This window comes from Clostridium neonatale (genome assembly GCF_001458595.1).
Lineage (GTDB): Bacteria > Bacillota > Clostridia > Clostridiales > Clostridiaceae > Clostridium > Clostridium neonatale.
Window position 1 is genome coordinate 120,217 of the sequence record NZ_LN890324.1, and the last position, 26,022, is coordinate 146,238.

Genomic DNA, 26,022 nt, shown 5'->3' on the forward strand with positions numbered 1-26,022 from the left:
ATATTATTACATATAACTGCTAACATTTCAATATGTTTTGTAACTTTTTTTATTTAATATATATTATTTCTTTCATAAGGTATTGAAATCTACCAATCTTTCAATTAATATTTAAATTGTAAATAACATAACATCACGTAGTATTAAATACTATGTAAGGAGTTGAATTTTATAATGAATGATTTTAATATTGATACATTTATAAATGACCAGAAAGGATCTAATAATATCGATCTAAATGATTTTCCAGAATTAGATTTATATATGGATCAGGTAATGCAGCTATTTGAAACAAGATTAGCATATACAAAAAGAAATCCAGATGATAAGGTTCTTACTAAAACTATGATCAACAATTATGCTAAAGATAATCTATTAATGAAAATTAAAAACAAAAAATATACTAAGAATCACTTAATTCTAATGGGATTAATTTATAACTTAAAGGGGGCTTTATCCCTAACTGATATAAAAACTCTTCTTACTCCAATTATTCAAAGCTTTGATAGTGATAAAGAATATCCATTATATGATATATATCAATCATTTCTTGATATGTATGATTTGAATTTGGAAGAACTTAAAGAATCATCTCATAGAATTGAAGAAAATACCTTGAACATTTTAAAAAATAAAAACAAAAATCTTGGCAATTATGAAGAAAAACTTCTTCTTGCATGTTCTTATGTAAGTATGAGTAATTTATTTAGGCGAATGAGCGAAAGAATTATTGACGAATGCTTTGAAGATGCAAAGGAGAAAAAATAGTGAGAACTTCTGTTGATTTAAAAAAGCAACTTTCTTCATTAAATAATAAAAGTTATGGACTTTATAAGACTATTTCCGGAAAATATTTATTTAAGGATTATGTATTAAGCATTGATCATATTCAAGGCGATCCATTTGCCTCTCCATCAAGCATTAGAATAATAATTACTCAAAATGTAGCTGGATTTCCCAGCGAACTTTTTAATAAAAAGTACAAGAGAATTGCCTTAGAAGATTATATAACACGATTATTTTACAATAATATATTTAGGATTGCTTCTAAAGGTTCTGGATCTGGTAAAAGTGGACTTATGCTAATAAGCAAATGTGATCAAGAGGTAATTGAAAGAACATGTGTATTAATTAATGAAGAAGAAATTCAAGTTAGATTTAAAGTTGGTTTTCCTGCAAGAGGTAGAAGTATTCTATCTTCAGAGTTAGAAAAAATATTATTTGAATACATCCCTAAAATCATAGATAATTCACTTAAGTATGATAATCTTGATAAAAATAAGATTAAATCTGTAATTGATTTAAGTGAAGATCAAAATTATATAAGAAGCAAATTACAAGAGCTTAATCTTGTTGCATTTGTTGCTAATGGATCAATTTTACCTAGAGAAAGCGGCATATCAAACAAACCACTAAAAAATTCTATTAAATTTAAATCTCCATCAAATCTCCAAGTAGAGCTTAACCTGCCAAATCGAGGCAAGATTATTGGGATGGGAATAAAAAAAGGTATCACTTTAATAGTCGGAGGAGGATACCATGGAAAATCTACTTTATTAAAAGCTTTAGAACTTGGAGTTTATAACCACATAATTGGAGATGGACGTGAATATGTAATTACAGATGATTCTGCCATAAAAATAAAATCTGAAGATGGTAGGTCAATAAAAGATACAGATATATCACTCTTTATAAATAATTTACCTAATGGCAAAGACACAAAAAAATTTAATAGTGAAAACGCCAGCGGAAGTACATCACAAGCGGCTAATATCATAGAAGGAATTGAATCTGCTACTTCCCTATTTCTTATAGATGAGGATACCTCTGCTACTAATTTCATGATTAGAGATAAGTTAATGCAGAGATTAGTGAATAAAGATAAAGAGCCAATAACTCCATTTATAGACGTAGTTAAAGATTTATATAAACAATTAGATATATCAACTATATTAGCTGTTGGTAGCTGTGGAGATTATTTTAATGTAGCTGATTGTGTAATTCAAATGGATGAATATGAGGCTAAAGATGTAACCTCTATAGCTAAAGATATAAGCTCTAATTTTATATCTGAAGAAAGGCAAAATAGTCAAAATCATATATCTATTGATTTTGATAGAAAGATAAAGAAAGGCACTATATCTGCTGATTATAAAGGAAATGTAAAAATCAAAAGTATTGGCACTGACTCTTTGTGTATAAATAAAGATATAATAGATTTAAAATCATTAGAACAAATTGTAGATCCTGAGCAGATAGATGCTTTAGGATATATAATGAAGCTTGCAGAAGATAAAATAATAAATAATAATAAAACACTTCAAGAAATAGTTACTGATGTTTTAGACTTTATTAATAAGAACGGACTTATAAGTATAAGTTCCACTTCTTATGGGAATGGAACTTTATCTATGCCAAGAAAGCAAGAAATTATTTCGTGCTTTAATAGATATAGAAACTTAAAATTATAAAAAAATATCCACAGATACAATTCTTCTAAAGAATTTTTCTGTGGATATCATTTTATTTTTGTATATAACTCTAAATTTTATTCACAATTTACTTTTGCTGAGCAAATATTTAGATTAAATCTAGAACTTATTATATGAGAGTTTTATAAAATAACAAAGATATTATAATTTTAAAATGAAACTTGATTCATATATGTTCAATAGACTCTCTATTCGCATAATATGCAAAACTTAAGTTCTGTGCTTAAGAATATAAGAATATAAGAATATAAGAATATAAGAATATAAGAATATAAGAATATAAGAATATAAGAATATAAGAATATAAGAATATAGCTATTCTATTATATAATTAATTCAATTCAAATAGATTAATTTAAAATCTTATGATTCAATTTTAGTAATTCTATATAAAATTATTTTCATATTCATATTTTATATAAACTATAACAATATTTTACTTAATCAACTATATCATATATATTCTCATTTAATAGAAATCTATGATATAATAAACAACATGAGTATCGAAACTGATTATGCTAGTGTATAATTTAGAGTTCATAACTAAATAATTATTGTGTACTATAAATTGTGCATTAAAGAGCATAAATTAATAAAATATTAGAAATGAGGTAGAATTAGATTGATAACTGTATCAAACGTTAGTCTGAGATTTGGCGGACGTAAACTTTTTGAAGATGTAAATATAAAATTCACTCCTGGAAATTGTTATGGAGTAATAGGCGCTAATGGTGCTGGAAAAAGTACATTTCTAAAAATATTATCTGGCGATGTAGAACCTAATACTGGTGAAGTAATAATTGCTCCAAATACAAGAATGTCAGTATTACAACAAGATCACTATAAATATGATGAGTATCAAGTTTTAGAAACTGTAATAATGGGTAATGAAAGATTATATCAAATCATGAAAGAAAAAGATGAGATATATGCAAAACCAGACTTCTCTGATGAAGATGGAATTAAAGCTTCTGAATTAGAAGGTGAATTTGCTGAACTTAATGGTTGGGAAGCAGAATCAGAAGCTTCAACAATTTTACAAGGTTTAGGAATTGGCACTGAATATCACTTCAGAAACGTATCAGAATTAACAGAAGCTGAAAAGGTTAAGGTACTTTTAGCTCAAGCCCTATTTGGTAACCCTGGGATATTAATCCTAGATGAACCTACTAATGGTCTTGACTTAAAGGCTGTAAACTGGCTTGAAGACTTCCTAGGTAATTTTGATGGAACTGTTATAGTTGTATCCCATGATAGACATTTCTTAAACTCAGTTTGTACTCAAATGGCTGATGTTGATTTTGGAAAGATTAAGCTATATGTTGGTAACTATGATTTCTGGTATGAATCTAGCCAATTAGCTCTTCAAATGTCTAAAGACCAAAATAAGAAAAAAGAAGAAAAGATCAAAGAACTTCAAGACTTTATCGCAAGATTCAGCGCTAATGCATCTAAATCTAAGCAAGCGACTTCAAGAAAGAAGCTATTAGATAAGATTACTTTAGATGATATCCAACCTTCAAGCAGAAGATATCCTTTCGTAGGATTCAAGCCTGAAAGAGAAGTTGGTAATGATATCTTAACAGTTAAGGATTTATCTAAAACTATTGATGGAGTTAAGGTTTTAGATAATGTTAACTTCATGGTTAATAAAGGTGATAAAATAGCTCTTATAGGTAATGAAATTGCCGTAACTACATTATTTAAAATATTAGCTGGTGAAATGGAACCAGATAGTGGTGAATATAAATGGGGAATAACTATTACAACTGCATATTTCCCAACTGACAATACTAAATATTTTGAAAATTGTAATTTATCTTTAGTAGATTGGTTAAGACAATATTCTGAAGAAAAATCTGAAAGTTATATAAGAGGATTCCTTGGAAGAATGTTATTCTCTGGAGAAGAAGCTTTAAAGGAAGCTAATGTATTATCAGGAGGAGAAAAGGTTAGATGTATGCTATCTAAAATGATGCTTTCTAATGCGAATGTATTAATGCTAGATCAACCTACTAACCATCTTGATCTTGAATCAATAACAGCTGTTAATAACGGCCTAAAGGATTATAACAGTAATTTATTATTTGCATCTCATGACCATCAATTTGTTCAAACTATTGCAAATAGAATTATAGATATTAAAGATGATGGCTCTATAGTTGATAGAACTATGACATTCGATGAATATATAGAGTTTTCAAATAAATAATAAATAATAAATAATAAAATGCACCTGTTGACTTAATATGTTAGCAGGTGCATTTTATTATTTTAAAATTTCATCGACAATCTCATAAACATTATCTATTATATTATTAGCATATGGTTTTACTTTTTCCTCAGCTTCATTGAATGTATAACTATTCTTAGTTATATTAAACATTGAAACATCATTGAATGAATCTCCAACACAATATAGGCAATCAGCATCTAAATTCTCATCTTGTAGAATCATACTAAGTGCATTCCCTTTTGAGCATTCTTTAGGCACTATATCTATGAAGCATTGATTTCTAAATGCTTCTATATAGTCACCATATTCATCAATAATTAATTTTCTTATTTCTTCTGCTAATTCAATAGATTGTTCTACATTAAATACGCTCATCATTTGGCAATCCTTTTTACCATTTAGGGCTTCATTTAGCAAAACCTTATTTGCAAAACTTTCAAAAAAGTCTCTATCTATATTAGATTTATCAATTAAAGGATTGTCTATAATTTTAGTTGCTTCTCCATCATCATAATATATCATTGAACTTTTATAGTTAAAAAATTTATTAATTATATCAATGACTATCTTATTAGGTATAGATTTCTTATGTATTATTTTATTCTCATTATCTAGTATTAATCCACCATTACAAAGAACTAAGTAATCATAATCAAAATAATAATCTTTAAATATAGTATCAACACCCTGTTTCGTTCTTCCTGTAGATACTATAACCTTATTTCCCTCTTCACGAAATCTTTTTAATGCATGCAGATCTTCTCTCGAGATCATATTATTCTTAAATAAAGTTCCATCCAAATCACTTGCTAATAATTTCATTAGTATATACTCCTTAAATAATATCATTACATAAAAATTATACATGTGTTGTGTTATAAATCAAAATAAATATTTATATAGCTAAGAACTATTTTGATCCAATAATCAACACCTGTATAAAATACTAATACTTTTTATGTATACTACTTCTTATATTTGTAATGTAGTAATTTATGAGCTAATCCTTCTCCAGGTTTACCCATATATTCATCATACATCTTTATAATTGCTTCATTTTTATGTGATTTTCTCTTTTCTAAATGTTTATCTTGATTATNAAATCAAAATAAATATTTATATAGCTAAGAACTATTTTGATCCAATAATCAACACCTGTATAAAATACTAATACTTTTTATGTATACTACTTCTTATATTTGTAATGTAGTAATTTATGAGCTAATCCTTCTCCAGGTTTACCCATATATTCATCATACATCTTTATAATTGCTTCATTTTTATGTGATTTTCTCTTTTCTAAATGTTTATCTTGATTATATAAAACTGAAGCTCTAACAGTCTTAATATCTATTTTATCTTTTTCTTTAGCACTAATATGTGGTTGTCCACCACCATTTACACATCCGCCTGGGCATGCCATAACTTCAATAAAGTGATATTGTTTTTCTTTTAATTTTTCACTTTCCATAAACTTAAATACATTAGATGCACCATTTATTACTGCTACATTATAGTCATTTCCACCTATATTAACTGTAGCTTCTTTAATTCCTTTAAGTCCTCTAACTTCTTTATATTCTATTTCTTCTAAATCTTTGCCTTCACAGAAATCTTTTGCACTTCTAAGTGCAGCTTCCATAACACCGCCAGTAGCCCCGAATATAACACCTGCTCCACTGTATTCTCCCATTGCAGGATCAGCTTCACTATCTTCTAATGTAGCAAATTTTATTTTTGCATCTTTAATCATCTTCGCAAGTTCTCTAGTTGTTATACTTGCATCTATATTCTTAATACCATCAATCTCCATGCCTGGAAGTTCTGCTTCGTATTTTTTATCATTACAAGGCATTACAGTTACAGTAAACACATCTTTAGGATCTATATCTTCAATTGATGGGTAATATGTTTTTGATGCTGTACCAAAAATTTGTTGTGGTGATTTTGCTGATGAAAGATTATCTAAAAATTCCGGGAAATAATTTTGTACCTGTCTTACCCACGCTGGACAACAAGATGTAAACATTGGGAATGGTCCACCAGCCTTAATTCTTTGTAAGAGCTCTGTAGCTTCTTCCATTATAGTCATGTCAGCTCCAAAGTTTATATCAAATATCTTATCAAATCCTAGCATTCTTAAAGCTGTATATATCTTTCCAGTTACATCTTGACCATATCCCATATTGAATAATTCTCCAAGAGAAGTTCTAACAGCTGGTGCCATAGCAACTATAACATGCTTTTTAGGATCTTCAATTGCAGCTTTAACTCTATCAATATGTGGTTTTTCAGTAAGTGCTCCAACAGGACATGCAATTACACATTGTCCACATAATAAGCAAGTAGATTCATCAAAACATTTATCTTCTACAGTTCCAACAGCTCTTTGACCATCCTTTTTGATGAATTGTATAGAACAAGTATTTGTAAATTCTTTACAAGCAGCTACACATCTTCCACATAACACACATTTAGTTCTATCTAACATAATAGCACTACTTCTAGAATCAACATATTTTTCTTTATCTTCAACTACAAATGGTTTGCTAGCTTTTGCTTTTGTTTTTATAACTAATTTTAAAAATTCACAATTTTCTCTTCTTGGACATGGTCCACACTTAAATTCATGCTTGTCCAACAAGGTTGAGATTCTTGTTCTTACTCTTTCTTGAACCTTTTCTGAATTTGTATGCACTACCATTCCTTCTTCTGCTTTAGTAATACATGCAAGCGCTAAATTGCTTTTTCCTTCTATTTCTACAGCACAAACTCCACATTTTCCTACATTTCCACACTCATTTAAATAGCATAATGTAGGTATATCAATATCATTTTCCAATGCAGCTTTTAAAACTGTTTTTCCTTCTTCAACTTGAATCTCTTTTTCATCAATTATTAAATTAATCATGAATATATACTCCTTTTAATATTGTTATTTTTTTAACACACAAATAAAAACTCGCACTTGTTATTATTTTATCAAACTTTTCAATAAAAATAAACATATAAATTTATTTTATTCTTAAGTTAACCTTATTATTATCTAGTTGACCTTATAAAATAATGCTATTTAAGTTATAATACATATATATAAATAAAGAACGGAGGATAATTGTCAGATAAATCTATATTTTTGACATAAATAGATATGATTCAAATTTATAATAGAAAAACAAAATCATATGAGGAAGAACAAGTAGTTGGTAAAAAATATATTGAATGGACTTACGAATCTTTAATAGGTAAGAATCTAACTGAGATTTTTTTGAAAAAAAAATTATTTTCTAAATTATATGGTTTATACTGTGATACTAAGCTAAGCTCTAATAAAATAAATGCCTTTATCAAGGATTATAATATTGATATAAATTTATCATTAAAAAAAGCTAATGAATTCAATTCATTTAATGACTTTTTTGCACGTAAGTTAACTTCTTCTGCAAGAGAAATAAATTTTGACCTAAATGCATTAATATCACCTGGAGATGGAAGACTTACTTGTTATACTAATATTTCCATTGATAATCTTGTACAAGTAAAAAATATAACATATAGCTTAAGAAAGCTAATAAATAATGATAATATTGCTAGTAATTATGAAAATGGTGTATGTTTAATACTTAGATTAGCGCCTACAGATTATCATAGATTTCATTTTATAGATTCAGGAATTCCTACTGAAAGTCATTTTATTAATGGTTTTTATTACTCAGTTAACCCAATTGCCCTAAAAAATATTTCAAACATATTCTGTGAGAATAAAAGAGAATGGACTTTATTTAAATCAGATAATTTTGATGAAGTCCTTATGATTGAGGTAGGGGCCACATGCGTAGGATCAATAATTCAAACATATACGCCTGATACTAAAGTTAATAAAGGTGATGAGAAAGGATACTTCAAATTTGGTGGATCAACTATTATACTATTTTTTAAAAAAGATACTGTTAATATAGATGATGATATTTTGCAGCAATCTAATCTCGGATTTGAAAGCAAGGTCTCTTTTGGAGAAACAATAGGATATAAGTCTAATAAATTGTAAACTTAAAAAAATATGCAATGTATATAAGCTCATTCTTATAATAAACAGTTTTATTATAAGAATGAGCTTATTTTTATTATTTCATCTTCGAATTTTCAATTATATTTAATATATCAATTTTAAATATAAGTTCAGTTTCTATCATTAATTATATTACTTAAATTTTTTCTAAATATATTTATATCTGAATTAACAATAACCAGATTTATTCCCATAGCCTTTGCTCTTTCATAAACGCATTTCTTACAAGGAGGCTTTGTTGCTACTAATATTTTCTTAGTATTTTTCCCTCCAATTCTTTTACTATACACTTCTAACTCATTTAATGCATTTTCATCATATTTTTCACTATCCTTACATGATATACATATAAGCACTGAATCTTTAACAGCTAATATATCTAGCTCATTTTTAATTTTTCCATTCTGATCTTTCCATAAAAATGTCACTCCACTTTTTACTTCATCAATTTCTCTTATTTCGTTTATAACTATATTGGTTAAAACCTCCAACCATGTTCCGCTTTTAAATATAAATCCCTTAATATATTTATTTAAAAAAGATACTTCTATGATATTTTTATTTTCTTCATACTTTATAGATTCCAATTTATATAAATAATCCAGGCAAATCCTTAGTATCTTTATTTCTTCTGTATTTAAATACTTTAAATCTACTGTTATCTTAGTATCATTAAAATAATCATGTATAAATGCCTGCGTATTATATAATACCTTTTTATATTTATACCAAACATCTAGGTTCTCATATATCCTTTTTGTTATGCATATAACATTCTTATCATTGCTTAATTCTGAAGAATCCATTATAATTTCTGATCCACTCGTTTTTAAAATATCACCAATATAAAAATCACTAATTTCTTCATTAGTCTTTGATAAATTATCTCCAAATCTATAAATTGTTTTAGTCAATATATCAATATATATAATATTACATTTCTTAAATAATGCTATATTAAGCAATATTAAAGAATTTATACGATCTCCTCCAGTAACATTAACAATAATTTCATCATTAATTCTATTTATTAATTCATTTATACCACTAATATCACCATTTCTAATTCTAAAGCTTTCAAATATCACATTATTAAACATTCTTTTGCAACATTCATAGGTTTGTTCATACAAATCATCTTTCGTATCATCTATTAAGTAAATAACTTTGTCAGGTTTAAATTTATCTATTGCTATTAAACCATTTTCGTTATGTATGTCAAATAAGTTAATTAATATTCTTCTCATAATACTTACACCATTTCTATATTTCGAATTACCTATTATTAAATTATCCATTTTTATAATATTTATGTAATTTATTTTATAAAAAAAAGATTTAGCTTTTATTTAAGCTAAATCTTTAAAATGGCAGAGCGTGAAGGAATCGAACCCTCAATGTACCGTCCGTAGCGGTAAGTTATATCCGTTTAACTAACGCTCCATATATTTTATTAACAAAAATATATTATCACAAGCTACCATAATAATCAAGGATTATAGTAATCTTATAATAATATATTTATATTTATTTTATAAATATATATCAGAAAATTCTATTTCTAATACATCTATCTTTTTTATAGATTCCATTTCTTTAATTTTAGATTTTGCCTCTTCTGCTTTTCTTATTGGAATTTCCAGAATAAATTCACACCCTTTGTTTTCTTCACTTATTAATCTTACATTACCATTATGAGCTTCTATTAAATATCTCACCAAATCTAATCCGATTCCACTACCTTTATGTTCACTATTTTTATTATTACTGGATTGGATAAATCTATTGAATATATTTTTTTGATCATTTAGTGGTATTCCTATACCTTGATCTTTAATTGATAAACTTATTTTATTTTTTCCACACCATGCATTTATATAAATATTACTATCTTCTGGTGAAAATTTTATTGAATTAGATAATAAGTTAGTAATTATTCTATCTACTGCATCGGGATCTATAGCCATTACGCATTCTTCAACATTTGTATCAAAAACAAGAGATATATTTTTTTGTTTTGCATATTTGTCTATTAACTCTATATCTCCTTCTATCAATGATATTATGTCCATATTTATTAAATTTAAATTATAATATTTTTTACAAAGCTTTGTAGTATCTATTAAGTTATTAACTAACTTAAGCATTTTATAGCAATTTCTCTTTATTATATTTAAATGATCATTACATTTTACATCATCATAACATTGCATAGCACTCAGTATTACATTTAACGGTGATCTCAAATCATGAGAAATATTTAACAAAAAATCTTCCTGTATTTGTTTTTCTTCTTTTAATTTTAATATCTCTTTAATTAACTCATCTTTATTTAATTTATATAATTCGTTTTTATCATAATTAACCATATTATCAAATTCTCTGACTTTACTAATGCTCGTTGAAACCATAAATTCTCTCCACCTATCTATATTTTATACCACAAAATTATAATACCATTTTTTACCATAAAAATCAACTATCATGATTTTATATATTATTTTCTTTTTTTCTGCAAAATTATATTATTTTAAACAATATTATTGACGTTATCTTAATTGAATGCTATATTTGTATTTGTAAAAAACACAAATGTTTTTTAATTGTAGACACAAATCTATAGGAGTATATTTATGAACAATTTTTCATTAATCAAACGTATATTTTTTGCTTTAATTTTAGGAATTATCTTAGGACTTGCTTGTAAGCAAATAGAAATTACTTTTCCCATAAGAGTTCTTTCAACATTTAGTTCTCTATTTGGAAATTTCTTATCATTTGTAATACCTTTTATAATTATAGCTTTCATAGTTCCTGGAATAGCAACTCTTGGGAAAAAATCAGGAAAAGCATTAATTGCAACAACTATTTTAGCATACATTTCAACAATAATAGCTGGAACTATAGCCTATTTTCTAGGAATAACTTTTTTACCAAAACTAATATCAGAAGCCACTTTAGCTTCAAATTCATCTTTAAATGTTGATCCTTATTTCATAATAGATATTCCTGCAATATTAGATATAATGTCTGCTTTAGTTTTTGCTTTTATATTTGGCATTGGTTTATCGCAAGTAAAAAATAGTAGCCTATTAAAAGGCTTTGAAGAGTTTAGTTTAATAGTTTCCATGATTATTTCGAAAATAATCATTCCATTAGTACCAATATACATAGGAGCAATATTCTCAAAGCTATCTTTAACTGGTGAAATATTTACAACAATAAAATCTTTCGGCTATGTATATTTAATACTATTTTCACTACAAATATTTTATTTAATATTTCAGTACTCATTAGCTGGATTTTTAAATAAAAAGAATACTTTTAAATTATTAAGAAATATGCTGCCAGCATATCTAACTGCTGTTGGTACGCAATCATCAGCTGCAACTATTCCTGTTACATTAAACTGTGTAAAGGAAAATGAAGTGTCTGAAGAGGTGGCTGATTTAGTTGTACCTTTATGTGCAACAATTCATCTAGCTGGAGATACAATAACCATTGTTCTAACTTCTATTGGAGTAATGTTAATGAAAGGTCAATCTCCTACATTTTCAACTATGATGCCATTCATCCTAATGCTAGGTATAACTATGGTAGCTGCACCTGGTGTTCCTGGTGGTGGGGTTATGGCTGCACTTGGATTACTTGAAGGCATGTTGGGATTCGGAAACTTAGAAAAACCAATAATGATAGCATTACACTCGGCTCAAGACAGTTTTGGTACTGCTACAAACGTAACTGGAGATGGCGCCTTATCATTAATTATAGATTATTTCATAAAAAAGAAAGATAAATGATATATTAAATATAAAAAGTTACTTGGTAATATAAATTCATCAAGTAACTTTTTATATTTAACTGATTCTTCCTAATATCTGTGCTTTAATATGCCTTAATATAAATATTATATATGTTACGGTTCCAATTATAAATACACTATCTAAATCTACATTATAATTAAAACATTCTAATATAATCTTAATTATGAATGGTAATGTCGCTGCATATATAACCATCGAATACAAAGCAGAATATCTAATTATCATCTTCATAAAAATAGCAATTAAAGATGCTATCATTGTTATTATAAAACTATTAACTAACATCCCACACATTTCAATCCATATCGTTACTTTAAATACAACTATTCCTAACTTAATTTTTATATCATTTAATATATTTCTAAGTTGCTCTGAATTAACATTCTCATTTCCCAGGAAATTTTTATAATTCATTTTATATACATTAGAATTATCATAAAATACTATTCCATTTTTTAACCATAATAAGCTTACATCTTGAGTGTATATTCTACCATTTAATTTCCATGACTCTTCAATCGTGTCATTATCATCTATATATATTAATATATTATTATTTTCCAAAGTAATTGGTTCGCAATTTAAAGTTAATTCTCCATCTTCTATATAAATACCATTATTATTTTCTAAGCTATTAATTATGCCAGATATATTTTTATTTATAGAGTGTACTATTATTCCGCTTTTTATGCTAGACACTATTATAGTCATTAATATCATATAAATAATAGCTCTAAATACTCCTTCTTTTATATATTTTGAAAAAACATCTATATCATATATAGATGTTATAAACTTTTTTAAAAAATTAGTTTTATTTTTCATTCTTTCCTCCAGAATACAATATATAATATTGATTTTACCTAGATTTTAATAATTTACTACCTAATTGTATATATAAATTATATGTTTATTATTTATATTTATGGTCAATATTATAAATAACTATATATTATATTTATATACTTTAGGAGGTTAATTTTGAATCTAATAAATAATAAATACTTTAAAAGTACAATAAAATCTTATAAAAAATTATTCATTTATATTATAATATGCTTAAGTTTTTTATTTACTCTATCTTACAGTCATTATAGATATAATAACCTTTTAAATTCTTTTAAAGCAAACTTTAATAATTATAAATTTTCTGAAGCAAATAATTTGATTGTAACAAAAGAATCTTTAAATCCATTTAAAATTATTTGCCTAAAAAATGACTTACATAGTTATTTTAATGATAAATTAAGTATAATGTCTAATAACTTAAAAGATAAGGATATCAATGATATATTAATACAATTAAGGGAAATAGACCATTATAAAATAATATCTCCATCTAGGATCAACTATATAAATGATTCTATATTTAAGTTTACTAATTCGGTTGATTATTATACTCAGGGTATAAACTATTATATCAATAAAGATTATGAAAATGCATTATATTACTTCAATAATGTTAGTTTTCTAGATATTAACTATAGTAATTCATTAGGATATATTAATCAATGTAAAAAAAATATAAAAAATGATATATATCTACAATGTGATGAATTAATAAAAAATGATTATTATACAAAGGCATTAAATCTACTATCTGAGTATTCTTCACTAATCAATGATGATAAAGCTATCTCTAAAAAGATTCAAGAAGTAAAAACCAAAAGACAAGATTATTTAAATAATGCTTCTAGTGTACTTGAAGCTTCTTCAAAAGCATTAACTACAACAATTTCTCCTAATAATATAAATACACTAAATATAACTAGTGATACAAATTTCTTAATAAATGTAGATATAAATAATCAAAAAACATATGTATATGAAGGTAAATCCGATAATTGGACTTTATTAAAGACATTCTCTTGCTCTACTGGAATTGATGGCGAAAATACACCTGTTGGCTCATTCTCAATAAAAGAAAAAGGTGAATGGTTCTTTTCTGATGAGTATAATCAAGGAGGTAAGTATTGGTCTCAAATAACTGGCGATATTCTTTTTCACTCACTTCCTTATTCAAATGATAGAACTACTATTGTTGACTATACAGTAAATAAGCCATCCTCTCATGGATGCATTAGACTTTATTTAGATGATGCAAAATGGATTTATGAAAATGTTCCTAGAGACAGTAAAGTCATAATAAAATAAAGAAATCATGGTTACCTTCCCCAAATCATAACCATGATTTCTTTTTTCATTTTATCTTAGCCTAATATATTTGTCTAAATAAAACGAATATAAATATTTTTCATCTACTTTTTTTCCTATTATTTTAAATATAGCATTACTATAATATTCTAGTTGCTTAATATATTTATTTTTAAATTCATCTTCCTTCTCTTCTTCAATATAATCAGTTTTATAATCTATAAGTATCACTTTGTCTTCTTCCTCAAAGAAACAATCTATAATCCCTTGTAACCTTATATTTTCATTCTTATATTCTTCTGATAGTTCATTATTTACTTCTATGCTACTTATTTCTGTATAAAACGGAACTTCTCTATAGAGCTTATTAGGATTATTTTTATATACCTCAATCATTCTTTTTCCTAATGGGTTATTAAAAAACTTTAGAATCTTATTTACTCTAACAACTTTAGCCTCATCTTCCAACAAAATCTCATCGCTTACCATATTGCCTATTTGTAATTTAATATCTTCTGCTGAATCTACCTTATCCAAGTTTAGCTTTTTCATTACTAAATGAACTATAGTCCCTTTTTCTGATGCTGTTAATCCCTTTTCCTCTTGAAGAAATTTTGGTATAAGTGGCTCTTTTTCTATAAATATTTCTTCAATATCTACTGTTTCTTCAATATTTTTTTTCTTTAAATCTGATACTGAAATATTACTCTTTATTGTAGTAGCTAATTCATAAGGATATTTATACCCTAACCTACTAGATATTTCTTCATAAAGTTCTTTATTTATTTCATCTTTTTTTATAGTTAATTCATTTTCTTCAGCAACTTCTTCATTTTCTTTTTCATTTAGTAATTCATTTTTACTTATTATATTTATCTTCCATGATGAAGAATCATCTTTTGAAAATTCATTAGATACAGCTATTCTTTCTCTTAAAATATTTCCATCGTTATGTTTACATAAAGCTATTCCTATCCAGTCTAAATACGATCTTCCTTTAAGAACTTCTGATGGTAATATTATATTCTTATCTAATATGGATGCATTAAACCATTTTTCTATAGATTTTTCTATGTCATTTACACATCCTGTTATTATTAATTTTTCTTTAGCTCTAGTTAATGCAACATATAATATTCTCATCTCTTCAGATAAAGTCTCTAATCTCATTTTTTTCTTAATTGCTTCTTTAGCTAATGTACCTAGACTTAGTCTTTTCTCTAAATCTATAAAATCTGGGCCAAAACCTAATTCATGATGATATAGTATACTTTTATTTAAATCCATTAAATTAAAATTTTTTCCTGCTCCACATAAAAATACAACTGGAAATTCTAGCCCTTTGCTCTTATGTATACTCATGATTCTAACTACATCTTCATTTTCCCCTAATATTTTCGCACTTCCCATATCACCAGATGACCGTGTTAATCTATTAATAAAGTTAATAAAATTAAATAGCCCTTTAAAGCTAGTTTCTTCAAATTTCCTAGCTCTCTGGAACAGAATCTTTAAGTTAGCTTGCCTTAATACTCCATTCGGCATAGCTCCAACATATCCATAATATGCTGTATCCATATATAACATCCATATAAATTCATCTATGGGCGTATATATAACTTTCTCTCTCCATTCCGTTAACTTTTCTATAAAATAATTACATTTTTCTATTAATTTATCAGAATAAACTTTGTCGCTCTTTTCATCATATTTTCCAGCAATGCATAATATATTTTCATAAAAATACTTTTCTTTATCTTGCAATCTAATATCAGTTAATTCCTCAGCTGTAAACCCCATTATAGGTGATCTAAGCACTGATAATATTGGAACATCTTGAAGAGGATTATCTATTACTTTAAGTAAGGACATTATTGTTCTTATTTCTATAGACTCAAAGTATCCAGAACCTGTGTCAGCATATACTGGTATTCCTTCCTCACCTAATTCTTCAAGGAGAACTTCTGAATAATTCTTTGTTGCTCTTAATAGAATCACTATATCTTTATATTTTAATGGACGATACTCTCCTGTTTGTTTATCTAAAACCATAAACTTACTTTCATTATTTGATGACATTAATTCTTTAATTCTTTTGGCTATTATTTTTCCCTCTAAATTTATTCCTGTTATCTCAGCATCTGAATCATCAATAATACTTTCATCATGTTCTTCAGTATCCTTATATATATTATCATCTTTTTTCCCTATAATGTTAACTTCTATAGGACCACCTAAGGTAATTGATTCATCATTTGATATTTCATAGCTTGCTCCTAAGTTTAAAGATTCTTCTTCTGTATATTCTAATTCTCCAACTGTGTCAGACATTAATTCCTTAAATATATAGTTAACCCCATCTATTACTTCTTTTCTACTTCTAAAATTCTTGTATAATTGAATCTTTCTATTTAGACCTTCATTTATTTTATAAGTATTATATTTATCTATAAATAAAGATGGATTTGCCTGCCTAAATCTATATATACTCTGCTTTACATCTCCAACCATAAATACATTCGGATTATTTAGCTCTTTTCTTGATACAAGATTAATTATAGTTTCCTGTACATTATTTGAGTCTTGATATTCATCTACAAGAACTTCATCAAAAAATTCTCTAAAGTCGTTTGCTACTTGTGATGGTATTATATTGTTATCTTCATCATGATCAATTAATATTTTTAAGCATAGATGCTCTAAATCATTAAAATCCAATATATTTCTTTCTTTTTTCTTTTTTGAAAATCTCTCTCCAAAGTCCAATATAATCTCAGATAATTTTTTAACATATGGATATGCTCCTTGTATACTTTCAATCATCTCTTTAGGCATTAAAGAAAATGCATTATCCTTTAAGTCTGTTATTTTCTTTTTTATATCATCTCTTATCTTTTTTACAATCCCTTGAGCATCTTCATCAGATATCTTATCTTTTTTTATTGTCTTTAATCTTTGGAACTTTATATCAGTTAATAAAGTATATATTTCCTCTAAATTATTATTCTCTAATTTATAGATTCTTTCTAAATACTCTTTTTCATCTATAAAGTTATCTAGATATCCTTCTAATCCATCTGTATGATTTATTATATCAATAGCCTTATCATACATTTTTATATAGCCTTCAACTTCAACCTTTATGCTATTTATTAAGACTTCGGCCCATTTACTTCTATTAAGCTCATCTAATGAGCTTATATTAAATGCTTCTGTACTTTCTTTTAACCACATTTCCGGCCATGGAGCAGACATAATAAAGTTATATAAATTTAATATTAATTCTTTTAAATTATCATCACTTTTATAGCTGCTAAAAGCTTCAACTAAATCAATAAACTCTTGATCATCATTATCATATCTGTCTTCAAATAACTCTTCAATAACGTCAGATTTAATTAATATTGTTTCTGTCTGATCGCCAATTCTAAATGATGGGTCTAAATCAATCTTGTGAAAATTATTTCTTATTACGTCTAAACAAAAAGAATGCATTGTTGTTATATTAGCTCTATTCAATAAAGTTAACTGATTTTGAAGATTTTTAGAATCTGGATTTTCATCTAATGCTTTTGATATTGCATTTGCAATTCTTTCTCTCATTTCTGCTGCTGCCGCATTAGTAAATGTAACTACTAATAATTTATCTATATCAACTGGATTCTCTTCATCTGTAATTATTTTTATAATTCTCTCTACTAATACTGCTGTCTTTCCTGAACCAGCAGCTGCTGCAACTAAAAGATTGCAATTTCTGGTTTTTATTGCACTCAATTGTTCATTAGTCCATTTTGTTTCTCCCATATTATTTCTCCTATCAAGATATGATTTATAAGATTATTTATTTACTTCATTTTTTATATTGTTTAAAACTTCTTCTTTATTTCTTTTTATAATTATCTTATATTTATTATCCTTTATATCTGTATCAAATTGACAAATTGATTCAAAGTCACAATATTCACAGTAAGTTTTATTTGAATCTTTAGATGGTTGTAGCTTTATATCTCCACTAAGCATTTCTTCACATAATTCTTTCATTTTTTTATTTACATATTCTCTTAACAAATCAAATTCTTCTTCTGTAACAACGTCACTATTTGATTTAAAATCTCCATCTTTCTTAAATGCAGCTGGAATCACTAATGAATATCCATCAATATCTTTATCCATAGCTCTAACTACTCTAGCATCTTTTAAAACTAGTCCTTTAAGTTTTAGCGCTTCTAATACTTCTACTTCTATTTCTTCTGTTGTCAATTCTTTTTTACTCTTTATTATTGGATCATCAACTTTGAAATATAATATTGCACCTGGCTTAGCTTGTTTTTCTAATATATATTTTGAATTTCTTATAAGCGCATCTAAATAAACTAATAGCTGAATCTGTAACCCATAGTATACTTCATTTAAATCAAACTTTTTTGCCCCTGTTTTATAGTCTATTACTCTTATATACGTATTGCCATCCAAATCTAAAGTATCTATTCTGTCAATTCTACCTTGTAAGTATACTCTCTCATTATTATCAAGATCTAATGTCACAGCTTCTCCAGTATTGTAATCTCCAAATTTAAATTCAGTTTTGAATACTTCAAACTCTCCCTTACCTATTTGTTCTGATATAACCGATACTGATTTAGCTATAACTCTTTTAAATCTCTTTGCTAGATACTTATATCTTTTGCTACTATTCAATATAGAATTACTCTCTTCTTCCAATCTCTTATCTATTATGTTTGTCACTATTTCTTTGCATTTATCATTATCCAAATCTGACCACAATATTCCATCTTTTTTTACTCTATTAGTAAATGTGTCTAATACTTCATGTACAAATGATCCTAAATCTGGAGGAGCGAATTCATATACTTTTCTATTCTTAGCTTTTAAGCCATACATTATAAAATATGAAAATGGACATCCTGCATATTTTTCTAACCTTGATACACTAAACATTAATTTTCCATTATCATTTTTATAAAGCTCTTTAAGTTTGTTTTTAGACACCTTATCTCCTATATTAGAATATTCAAGTCCTTTAAAAATATTATCCATCTTTTCTTTGTATTCTTCATTATTAGCGAACCATTTATAAACCTCTGGCCAATATTCTTCTATTTCTTCTTTTTCAAAGTCTCTTCTTACAGTAAGTATTAAATCATTAAATGTTGGAATTGGAGAAACAATTCTATTTAGCTTATCTTCATTAATTGATAAATCATTAATGAAACTTTCTTCATTTAGATCAGGAAATATCTTTTTAATTCTTGATATAATTATAGATGGCCTTAAAGATTTTCCTTCAAAATCAGCCATTGGATATGATAGCATAAGATATTCACTACTTATTGTCAATGCAGTATATACTAAAAATTGCTCTTCAAATATCTTTTTTCTAGTAGTTGATGAAAGCTGTATTCCATATTCATTTAGTATCTCTCTATCTTTATCAGATAATATTCCCTCATCTTTTTTTACAGCAGGTAATACCCCATCATTTATACCAACTATACAAAGCGCTTTTACATCACGTCCCTTTATTCTAGCTACATCTCCTATTGTAACTTGATCTAATGCCACTGGTATTACACCAATTTCTTCATTATTGAAGCCAGAATCTAGTATCTTAAAGAACTCATTTGCTTCTAATTTTTCTTCTCCTAATACATTAACTGCTTGATCTAATGTATTTATAACTATACTTTCTACTTGACTATATTCTTTAACCTTATCTTCTTGTAAATTCTGATCAAAATCTTCTATCCACTTATCAATTTTTTCAAATGCCTCTAATTCTACTAAAAATTCATATATTGCTTTACATATATCTTTTACTTTATTTTTTCCTCTAATTTTATTATGAAAATTTAATAATGGTTTTCTTACTTCATCCATTATCTCTGATATCATTATTAAGTTTTGATCTGTATTCATCATTTCTCTAAAATATGGGTCTGTTAATAAATATTCACTATTCCACTTATGTCCCTTGATTCCGTATTCTAAAACAAAATTCTCTAATAAATCAATATACTGATTTTTGATACCTATTAAGCCACTTTTTAAATATTTAAATACACTCTCATAAGACCAATTCTTTAAGTATATTTCAAATGCTGAAGTTATAACTATAATTAATGGATTACTGACTAATTGAATTTTTTTATCTAAAAAGTATGGTATATTATAATCTTTAAATATAACAGAAATTATCTTTTCATAGTCATCTATATTTCTACATACAACTGATATATCTTTAAATCTATAGTTTTTAATTCTAACTAAATTTACTATATTTCTAGCAACTCTATCTATTTCATCATATATATTATTTGCTTTATATAAAACTACTCTATCATTATCAACTCCGCCATATTCTTTAAATGGATAAGAAAAAAAGTATTTTTCTATATGCTCTAACTGAGGAGAATTAAAAAATCTATATGTTTTTTCATTTTCATTTAAATTAATAGGTTTATCGTATGGTATATTATTCTCTTGCATTAATTTTAATATTCTATTTTCAGTATTGTGTATCGGGATAAATACATCTGTGAATTCTTTTGATTTTATATTATCTAAACTTTCCATGGTTAACGTTATATTAATTCTTTTACATCGCTTAGCTAACAACTTTATTATATCTAACTGCTGTGGTGTAAAAGTTGTAAATTCATCTATCCATACTTCAGATTCGTTATATAATGTACAGTCTTGTAACTTATTATATAATAAACTTAACTCATCTTCTCCATCAATATACCCTTCATTAATTTTATCGTTAAAGGCTTCAAATATTGATACTAGCTCTCTTATCTTTATAATCAATTCACTATTATCAATTTTCTGATAAATGCATTTTAATTCATCAATATCTACGTTATATTTCTTAAATTCAGATATAACTTCTGATATTATTTCATTAAAACCTTGTTCTCTTGATATTCGCTTAAAGTATTCTAATGAATCAATATTTTCATTTAATACCTTATGAATCAACATTTTCTTACCAGATTCATTTATGATCTTTTTTATTCGTCCACCACATTCTTCAAAGACTATGCTAGCCATCTTTTTAAAGCTTAGCACCTGAACCTTTAAAAAAGCCGCCTCTCCAATTTCTCTTAATACATTATTTTCTGTGGTAAAGGTATATTGATCTGGCACTATCAATATCAATTTTCTGTTTTCATCTAATTGCAATTTTTTTTTAATTTCATCTATACAAAATCTGCTTTTACCTGTTCCTGCTCTTCCATAAATAAACCTTATACTCATTTTATTTCCTCACTGCTTCGAAACATTTTTATTAATTTTCTCCATTTATAATTAACTTAATTCATCATTTTAATTTACTTCTAATAAATTAATTAAATTTATCTAAATCCATACATTTATTATATTATAAATGTATGGATTTAGATAATCTACTATTTGAGATATAAAAAAAACATCTAACAAAAGTTAGATGTTTTTGGCGGAGAATCCGGGATTTGAACCCGGGCGCCAGTTGCCCGACCTACGCCCTTAGCAGGGGCGCCTCTTCAGCCACTTGAGTAATTCTCCATGTGCCTTCTATATAATTTATATAAATGGCGGAAAGATAGGGATTCGAACCCTAGGTACGCTTGCACGTACGCCGGTTTTCAAGACCGGTGCCTTAAACCAACTCGACCATCTTTCCGTAACTCACAAAACATATTATATCAAGGGTATACATTACTGTCAACATTTTTTATAATAATATTTTTATTAATTTATATTTTTATCTTATATACAATTTTTTAAATTCTATTATATTTATAAAAAATAAAGTAAGATGGATAATAAATATAATGTAAATTAAAAATTTATATTATATACTTTAATCAATATTTTCTATACTAATATTAAACAAATCTATAAGTAAATTATTTCATATATTCAAATTTATAAAACTACCAATAACCATATTTCTACATTTAATACTTTTCATATTTATAAGATCTGACCTCATTGAATATAATAAGTTTAAAGTCTTAAAATTTTATGTTTTATAAATAAAAAACATCTAATAAATATTAGATGTTTTGGCGGAGAATCCGGGATTTGAACCCGGGCGCCAGTTGCCCGACCTACGCCCTTAGCAGGGGCGCCTCTTCAGCCACTTGAGTAATTCTCCATGCGCCTTCTATTTTTAGATAAAAAAAATGGCGGAAAGATAGGGATTCGAACCCTAGGTACGCTCACACGTACGCCGGTTTTCAAGACCGGTGCCTTAAACCAACTCGACCATCTTTCCACGTCTCACGACAAATATGATTATATCAATGAAAATATATTATGTCAACACTTTTTACAAAATAATTTTACAATGATAAATAAAAAATATTATCAAACTGACTTCCTTATTTAAATAGTAAATCATTTAAGATTGTATATATTATAATATAATAATTAATTTTGTAATATCATTTTTACTATGTATTTGCATCCTTTTATTCAATATTTTTAGTACATATAATATCAATTCCTGTATTCATAATATTTTTGCATATGATATCACCAATATAAACTGGTGTACTTATATATATTCTACTTAAAACTTTAGAAGATTCTATCCATAATTCCTTTTCTATTGTATCTGTACTTTTTACAGATACAACTTTTCTATTTGGATTCCCTTTTATCCTTACTAGACTAGTAAAAACATCTTTATTTCTCATAATTAATTCCTCTTTCATAATTAAATCTCATTAAATTCTTTTATTCTACCTATCAATACTTTAGAATTCATAGAATTATCTACTATATTCAATGGGCTCGTATTCATTTCATTTGCTAATATTTTAATAATTTTCATATTACAATTAGCACCATTACATTTGCCTATTCCTACCCCTGTACGCCTTTTTATTCCTTCTATAGTTCTAGCACCTAATGGTCTTCTTATGCAATCAATAATCTCCCCTTCTGAAACATTATTGCAACTACATATTATATTACCGTATCTTTTATCTAATTCTATTATTTCATTTCTTTCTTCTTTACTCATATTTCTAAAAACATAAACATCTCTTTTTTTATCTATATAATCTTTCTTTTTGACTATATTCATATTTTTAGTTAAACTATCTTCTATTATATTAGCAATTGCTGGTGCAATAGTAATCTTTCCATAATGACTTCCTGTCACACTTATATACCCTATGTCAATGTCACTATCATCTATAAACATACTATCTTTAGAATATTCTTCTGTAAATATATTAGTTATCATATCTTTATCTAAATTTTGAACAGTAGATGCAAAAGAATATGCTTCATCTAAATCTAAATCCGAAAATTCCTTTATGCCAATTAGACACCCTTGAGAATCAATAGGTATATTAATAACAAATGATTTTTCATTCAAATTATTCACTATTACTGTATCGATTCTATTGTCTATTTTTTCATTACATAAAATATAGTTCAATTTTCTATCGACTACGTTTTTCCTATTTTCTTCTCCTCTATCTGAAAATAATTGCTCTGGTATTGTATTAACAACAAATTTACATGTAAATTTATTTTTATTTGTAGTTATTTTAAACCCATTAGATAATCTTTTTATATCAAGTACTATTTCTTCTAAACGAAAAGCCACACCATTATCCGCAGCAACTTCAGCATATGAGGTAGCTAAATCATATGGTGGTATAACTGCTGTATTTCCTGAATATAAGGCCTTAGTTATTCCAGGTTTTAAATTAGGTTCTATACTATATATCTCATCCTCGTTAACTATTCTAACGTCTTTTATTCCTCTTTCATTCGCCTTATAATTCATATATTCTAAATTACTATTAAATGCATCATTTGCTCCAATTTGTAGTGATCCAACCTTTTTATATGGAACTCCAAATTTCTCACAATGCTTTTCTATTATTTCTTGACCCAAATATTCTAAATTTGCCATTATATTATCTGATGTCTCAGATCCATCATATATAACTGCAGTATTAACAAAATAAATATCACTAGCTATATCATAATCCTTTTCTATTAAAGCTATATTTATATTATATTTGGATAATTCATATGCAACTGCACATCCTACAATTCCACCACCTAAAATTAAAACATCGTAATCCATTAAAAACCTCCTAATCTGATATAATAAAATTATTCTTTTTTAAATCAGAAATTATTAATTCAATATTTTCATTATTCTCAGCCGAAATTGTATGCAAATGTATTCCATTTGTTAATACAGATAATAATTTAGCTTTTTGATTTTCATATTTATCTATAAATTTTTCCAATTCATTATAATTAGATACCATAAGCATGCCTTTTATTTCTCCATATAATGGGTGTTCAACTATAACATCCTCTACTACTCCACCATATTTAAGAACAATCTTTATCTCATTTATCATGTCTTCTTCCTTATGATTAACCGCTATAATAGCTTTTACTCTATTGTTAGTTCTATTCATTATATACCCATCTGGAGTAGCAATTATGTTATTTCCTTTAGCTCTTAGTATGGCTATATCTTTTACTATAACTTGACGTGTTACCGAGTATTTAGTCGCTATTATGCTTCCTTTTACTGGTGTACTACTTTCTAACAATAATCTAACTATATGTTCTCTTCTTTCTGTGGAATCCATTTTTTCCTCCCAAAAACCAAATTATATAAGATATTTAATTAATATCTTATATATATTCCTAATATTATTCGAATATATAATCATTATACTATAAATTTAGTAAAATAATACAAAAAAAAGTTATGAATAAATTCATAACTTTTCTTGGTGGAGATAAAGAGATTCGAACTCTTGACCCCCTGCGTGCAAGGCAGGTGCTCTCCCAACTGAGCTATACCCCCATAAATGGTGGACCTTCAGGGACTCGAACCCCGGACCTACCGGTTATGAGCCGGTTGCTCTAACCAACTGAGCTAAAGATCCAAACTTACCTGGCAACGTCCTACTCTTCCACACAGTCTCCCATGCAGTACCATCGGCGCTATAGACCTTAACTTTCCTGTTCGGAATGGGAAGGAGTGTTACCTCTATGCCCTCATCACCAGATTTACATTTGATATTATAAACCATACTATTTATAATGTCAATATTTTTTTGAAAGTTTTTATTCTTTCAAAATTGCACATAGTTCCTAATGTATTACAACTTAATATTGGTCAAGCCCTCGACCTATTAGTATCAGTCAGCTAAATACGTTACCGCACTTACACCTCTGACCTAT

The 26,022-nt window shown here is 26.6% G+C and carries 16 protein-coding genes, 7 tRNA genes, 1 rRNA gene and 1 pseudogene; 6 read left to right on the forward strand and 19 right to left on the reverse strand.

The genetic code is table 11. The features are described 5' to 3' along the window. Nucleotides 1-174: 174 nt before the first annotated feature. The 3 genes from BN2920_RS01000 (at nucleotide 175) to BN2920_RS01010 (ending at nucleotide 4,707) form a co-directional block, all read left to right on the forward strand. Nucleotides 175-768, forward strand: coding sequence for a DUF1836 domain-containing protein (locus tag BN2920_RS01000; protein WP_058293206.1), 594 nt, complete (start codon nucleotides 175-177; stop codon nucleotides 766-768). Continuing rightward, nucleotides 768-2,471: an ABC-ATPase domain-containing protein gene (locus BN2920_RS01005; RefSeq protein ID WP_058293207.1), complete on the forward strand. Its 1,704-nt coding sequence runs from the start codon at nucleotides 768-770 to the stop codon at nucleotides 2,469-2,471. The genes BN2920_RS01000 and BN2920_RS01005 overlap by 1 nt, the downstream gene beginning before the upstream one ends. Before the next feature lie 646 nt (nucleotides 2,472-3,117). Further along, nucleotides 3,118-4,707, forward strand: a complete 1,590-nt coding sequence (locus tag BN2920_RS01010) for an ABC-F family ATP-binding cassette domain-containing protein (protein WP_058293208.1) — start codon at nucleotides 3,118-3,120, stop codon at nucleotides 4,705-4,707. 57 nt (nucleotides 4,708-4,764) lie between these two features. Here the strand turns inward: BN2920_RS01010 and BN2920_RS01015 are convergent, their stop codons facing one another. The 3 genes and pseudogenes from BN2920_RS01015 to BN2920_RS01020 form a co-directional block, all read right to left on the reverse strand. Continuing rightward, on the reverse strand, nucleotides 4,765-5,553 hold the full coding sequence (locus tag BN2920_RS01015; RefSeq protein WP_058293209.1) for an HAD-IIB family hydrolase: 789 nt from the start codon (nucleotides 5,551-5,553) through the stop codon (nucleotides 4,765-4,767). Between the two features lie 143 nt (nucleotides 5,554-5,696). Beyond that, nucleotides 5,697-5,828 (reverse strand): annotated as a pseudogene (locus tag BN2920_RS22550) (iron hydrogenase small subunit); the annotation flags it as partial. A gap of 89 nt (nucleotides 5,829-5,917) precedes the next feature. Beyond that, nucleotides 5,918-7,642, reverse strand: a complete 1,725-nt coding sequence (locus tag BN2920_RS01020) for a ferredoxin hydrogenase (protein WP_058293210.1) — start codon at nucleotides 7,640-7,642, stop codon at nucleotides 5,918-5,920. 240 nt (nucleotides 7,643-7,882) lie between these two features. Between BN2920_RS01020 and BN2920_RS01025 the strand changes: the two genes are divergently transcribed. Next, the gene (locus tag BN2920_RS01025; RefSeq protein ID WP_058293211.1) at nucleotides 7,883-8,779 is read left to right on the forward strand and encodes a phosphatidylserine decarboxylase; all 897 of its coding nucleotides are present in this window, start codon (nucleotides 7,883-7,885) and stop codon (nucleotides 8,777-8,779) included. A gap of 131 nt (nucleotides 8,780-8,910) precedes the next feature. On the opposite strand, the gene BN2920_RS01030 is transcribed toward BN2920_RS01025, so the two are convergent. From BN2920_RS01030 to BN2920_RS01040, 3 genes are all read right to left on the reverse strand, one after another. Then, nucleotides 8,911-10,047: a Card1-like endonuclease domain-containing protein gene (locus BN2920_RS01030; protein ID WP_058293212.1), complete on the reverse strand. Its 1,137-nt coding sequence runs from the start codon at nucleotides 10,045-10,047 to the stop codon at nucleotides 8,911-8,913. Between the two features lie 121 nt (nucleotides 10,048-10,168). Beyond that, a tRNA-Arg gene (locus BN2920_RS01035) sits at nucleotides 10,169-10,243 on the reverse strand. Nucleotides 10,244-10,332: 89 nt separating this feature from the next. Further along, entirely contained in the window at nucleotides 10,333-11,211 is an 879-nt protein-coding gene (locus BN2920_RS01040; protein WP_058293213.1) for a sensor histidine kinase, read from the reverse strand. Nucleotides 11,212-11,433: 222 nt separating this feature from the next. Between BN2920_RS01040 and BN2920_RS01045 the strand changes: the two genes are divergently transcribed. Continuing rightward, nucleotides 11,434-12,600: a dicarboxylate/amino acid:cation symporter gene (locus BN2920_RS01045; RefSeq protein WP_058293214.1), complete on the forward strand. Its 1,167-nt coding sequence runs from the start codon at nucleotides 11,434-11,436 to the stop codon at nucleotides 12,598-12,600. A 57-nt stretch (nucleotides 12,601-12,657) separates the two neighbouring features. Here the strand turns inward: BN2920_RS01045 and BN2920_RS01050 are convergent, their stop codons facing one another. Next, entirely contained in the window at nucleotides 12,658-13,449 is a 792-nt protein-coding gene (locus tag BN2920_RS01050) for a DUF1189 family protein (RefSeq protein ID WP_058293215.1), read from the reverse strand. Nucleotides 13,450-13,788: 339 nt separating this feature from the next. Here BN2920_RS01050 and BN2920_RS01055 point away from each other — a divergent pair, with 339 nt between their 5' ends. Further along, the gene (locus BN2920_RS01055; RefSeq protein ID WP_242868280.1) at nucleotides 13,789-14,778 is read left to right on the forward strand and encodes a L,D-transpeptidase; all 990 of its coding nucleotides are present in this window, start codon (nucleotides 13,789-13,791) and stop codon (nucleotides 14,776-14,778) included. A gap of 51 nt (nucleotides 14,779-14,829) precedes the next feature. On the opposite strand, the gene addA is transcribed toward BN2920_RS01055, so the two are convergent. From addA to rrf, 12 genes are all read right to left on the reverse strand, one after another. Beyond that, nucleotides 14,830-18,582: a helicase-exonuclease AddAB subunit AddA gene (gene addA / locus BN2920_RS01060; protein ID WP_058293217.1), complete on the reverse strand. Its 3,753-nt coding sequence runs from the start codon at nucleotides 18,580-18,582 to the stop codon at nucleotides 14,830-14,832. A gap of 33 nt (nucleotides 18,583-18,615) precedes the next feature. Further along, complete coding sequence (gene addB, locus BN2920_RS01065) at nucleotides 18,616-22,059, reverse strand: helicase-exonuclease AddAB subunit AddB (protein ID WP_058293218.1); 3,444 nt, start codon at nucleotides 22,057-22,059, stop codon at nucleotides 18,616-18,618. A gap of 197 nt (nucleotides 22,060-22,256) precedes the next feature. Next, nucleotides 22,257-22,347, reverse strand: a tRNA-Ser gene (locus BN2920_RS01070). A 27-nt stretch (nucleotides 22,348-22,374) separates the two neighbouring features. Continuing rightward, nucleotides 22,375-22,465 (reverse strand) — tRNA-Ser (locus tag BN2920_RS01075). A 386-nt stretch (nucleotides 22,466-22,851) separates the two neighbouring features. Next, nucleotides 22,852-22,942 (reverse strand) — tRNA-Ser (locus BN2920_RS01080). Nucleotides 22,943-22,971: 29 nt separating this feature from the next. Beyond that, nucleotides 22,972-23,062: transfer RNA gene (locus tag BN2920_RS01085), tRNA-Ser, on the reverse strand. 196 nt (nucleotides 23,063-23,258) lie between these two features. Further along, the gene (locus tag BN2920_RS01090; RefSeq protein ID WP_058293223.1) at nucleotides 23,259-23,486 is read right to left on the reverse strand and encodes a DUF1667 domain-containing protein; all 228 of its coding nucleotides are present in this window, start codon (nucleotides 23,484-23,486) and stop codon (nucleotides 23,259-23,261) included. Nucleotides 23,487-23,506: 20 nt separating this feature from the next. Continuing rightward, entirely contained in the window at nucleotides 23,507-24,898 is a 1,392-nt protein-coding gene (locus BN2920_RS01095) for an NAD(P)/FAD-dependent oxidoreductase (RefSeq protein WP_058293219.1), read from the reverse strand. Nucleotides 24,899-24,908: 10 nt separating this feature from the next. After that, nucleotides 24,909-25,421, reverse strand: coding sequence for a transcription repressor NadR (locus BN2920_RS01100; RefSeq protein WP_058293220.1), 513 nt, complete (start codon nucleotides 25,419-25,421; stop codon nucleotides 24,909-24,911). 145 nt (nucleotides 25,422-25,566) lie between these two features. Beyond that, nucleotides 25,567-25,642, reverse strand: a tRNA-Ala gene (locus BN2920_RS01105). A 5-nt stretch (nucleotides 25,643-25,647) separates the two neighbouring features. Continuing rightward, nucleotides 25,648-25,724: transfer RNA gene (locus tag BN2920_RS01110), tRNA-Ile, on the reverse strand. Nucleotides 25,725-25,730: 6 nt separating this feature from the next. After that, nucleotides 25,731-25,847 (reverse strand): 5S ribosomal RNA (gene rrf, locus BN2920_RS01115). Nucleotides 25,848-26,022 lie beyond the last annotated feature (175 nt).

What these genes read in the sequence shown, in the direction of transcription:
- BN2920_RS01100 (WP_058293220.1), bottom strand. Translation starts at nt 25,421, where the DNA reads ATGGATTCCACAGAAAGAAGAGAACATATAGTTAGATTATTGTTAGAA.
- addA (WP_058293217.1), bottom strand. Translation starts at nt 18,582, where the DNA reads ATGGGAGAAACAAAATGGACTAATGAACAATTGAGTGCAATAAAAACC.
- BN2920_RS01030 (WP_058293212.1), bottom strand. Translation starts at nt 10,047, where the DNA reads ATGAGAAGAATATTAATTAACTTATTTGACATACATAACGAAAATGGT.
- BN2920_RS01025 (WP_058293211.1), top strand. Translation starts at nt 7,883, where the DNA reads ATGATTCAAATTTATAATAGAAAAACAAAATCATATGAGGAAGAACAA.
- BN2920_RS01015 (WP_058293209.1), bottom strand. Translation starts at nt 5,553, where the DNA reads ATGAAATTATTAGCAAGTGATTTGGATGGAACTTTATTTAAGAATAAT.
- BN2920_RS01090 (WP_058293223.1), bottom strand. Translation starts at nt 23,486, where the DNA reads ATGAGAAATAAAGATGTTTTTACTAGTCTAGTAAGGATAAAAGGGAAT.
- BN2920_RS01095 (WP_058293219.1), bottom strand. Translation starts at nt 24,898, where the DNA reads ATGGATTACGATGTTTTAATTTTAGGTGGTGGAATTGTAGGATGTGCA.
- BN2920_RS01040 (WP_058293213.1), bottom strand. Translation starts at nt 11,211, where the DNA reads ATGGTTTCAACGAGCATTAGTAAAGTCAGAGAATTTGATAATATGGTT.
- BN2920_RS01020 (WP_058293210.1), bottom strand. Translation starts at nt 7,642, where the DNA reads ATGATTAATTTAATAATTGATGAAAAAGAGATTCAAGTTGAAGAAGGA.
- BN2920_RS01045 (WP_058293214.1), top strand. Translation starts at nt 11,434, where the DNA reads ATGAACAATTTTTCATTAATCAAACGTATATTTTTTGCTTTAATTTTA.
- BN2920_RS01000 (WP_058293206.1), top strand. Translation starts at nt 175, where the DNA reads ATGAATGATTTTAATATTGATACATTTATAAATGACCAGAAAGGATCT.
- BN2920_RS01050 (WP_058293215.1), bottom strand. Translation starts at nt 13,449, where the DNA reads ATGAAAAATAAAACTAATTTTTTAAAAAAGTTTATAACATCTATATAT.
- addB (WP_058293218.1), bottom strand. Translation starts at nt 22,059, where the DNA reads ATGAGTATAAGGTTTATTTATGGAAGAGCAGGAACAGGTAAAAGCAGA.